The following is a 1,148-nucleotide window of genomic DNA, read 5'->3' on the forward strand; positions in this document are numbered from 1 at the left end:
CGTATTTATTATGTAATTTTTTATGGGATTTATTCTGGACTAATTTATTTAATTTCTTATAATTTTTTTGAAATATTTCTTGACTTCTATGTTTATTAGCCTTGGAAAATGTTGAAATATCTACGTCAATTCCTGTATTATTTAATCTTTTAAATAAATTTCGCATACTACTTAAGCTATTATCTAGAGAATAACCTAACCAACATTCAACAAAAAGACGGCTGTTCAAAACCGGGTAATCATTTTTGGGTAGACTTTTGAGAATATCTTTGACAATCTTAGGAAGCGATGCAGCAAGGGAACAGGGGAGCCAGTGCGGTCTTGGGGGTCTCCCCCACTCGCGGTCTGGCGTGGTTTCCCCCACTCGCGCTTTGCATCAAGAGAATGAATTTATAATCATGACTAATTAAATAGGTTTTAATCCTTAGTTCACAATCTACCATATTTTGAGCTGTTTTTATCAATATTTTCTTAACATTCAACACTTGTGATATAACCCTTCCTCTAACACCAGCAGTGAAACTTTTTTATTCGGGGGGTCAACAATCCAATATTCAGTGATTCCCAAGGCAGCATACTCTGAACGTTTGTAACGATAATCTCGCTTAACAGAATCAGGACTCACCACCTCTACTGCTAATAATGGAGGAGTATCACATACTGCTGACTGATCTAGCAATGCCATTACCTGATCTTTGGTTACCACATAGACATCACTTAGCCGTGACTTGCGCCATCCTGTCCGAATTCCTGCTTCTTTAAAACACAGCCAAGGCAAACCCAAACGATTAATTTCTGCTTCCAATACTTGTTCAATAAACTTAGCAATCAGCAGATGCCTAAAGGTTGGTGGATTCATGATTTCTAACCTCCCATCCACCAATTCATAGCGGTTGTCGGTACCATCATCATAGTTGAGGTATTCTTCAAAGGTGTATAATCTTTCTGTGGTTATAGTTGTCATGTTGAGCAATCCAGGAAAGTTTACCGTTGGCAATCTATAGCAAAGGGAACAGGAAGTAGGGAGCAGGGAGTAGGGAGTAGGGAGTAGGGAGCAGGGAGTAGGGAATAGAGCATCAAAAATTATCACAATTCAATTAGGTATATAGGGTTTATAAATAGGTCATGAACAATCTTGCTGTGTCTTA

General features: G+C 38.2%; 1 protein-coding gene and 1 pseudogene. Both read right to left on the minus strand.

The window, feature by feature from the left end; translation table 11 throughout:
- A pseudogene (locus F6K53_RS44320) lies at nt 1-277 on the minus strand (IS4 family transposase); the annotation flags it as partial.
- A 201-nt stretch (nt 278-478) separates the two neighbouring features.
- Nucleotides 479-1,090 carry a Uma2 family endonuclease gene (locus tag F6K53_RS44325; protein WP_293087274.1) on the minus strand — a complete coding sequence of 204 codons (612 nt, stop codon included), beginning with the start codon at nt 1,088-1,090 and terminating at the stop codon, nt 479-481.
- Nucleotides 1,091-1,148 lie beyond the last annotated feature (58 nt).

Source organism: Moorena sp. SIO4A1 (assembly GCF_010672065.1).
Taxonomy (GTDB): Bacteria; Cyanobacteriota; Cyanobacteriia; order Cyanobacteriales; family Coleofasciculaceae; genus Moorena.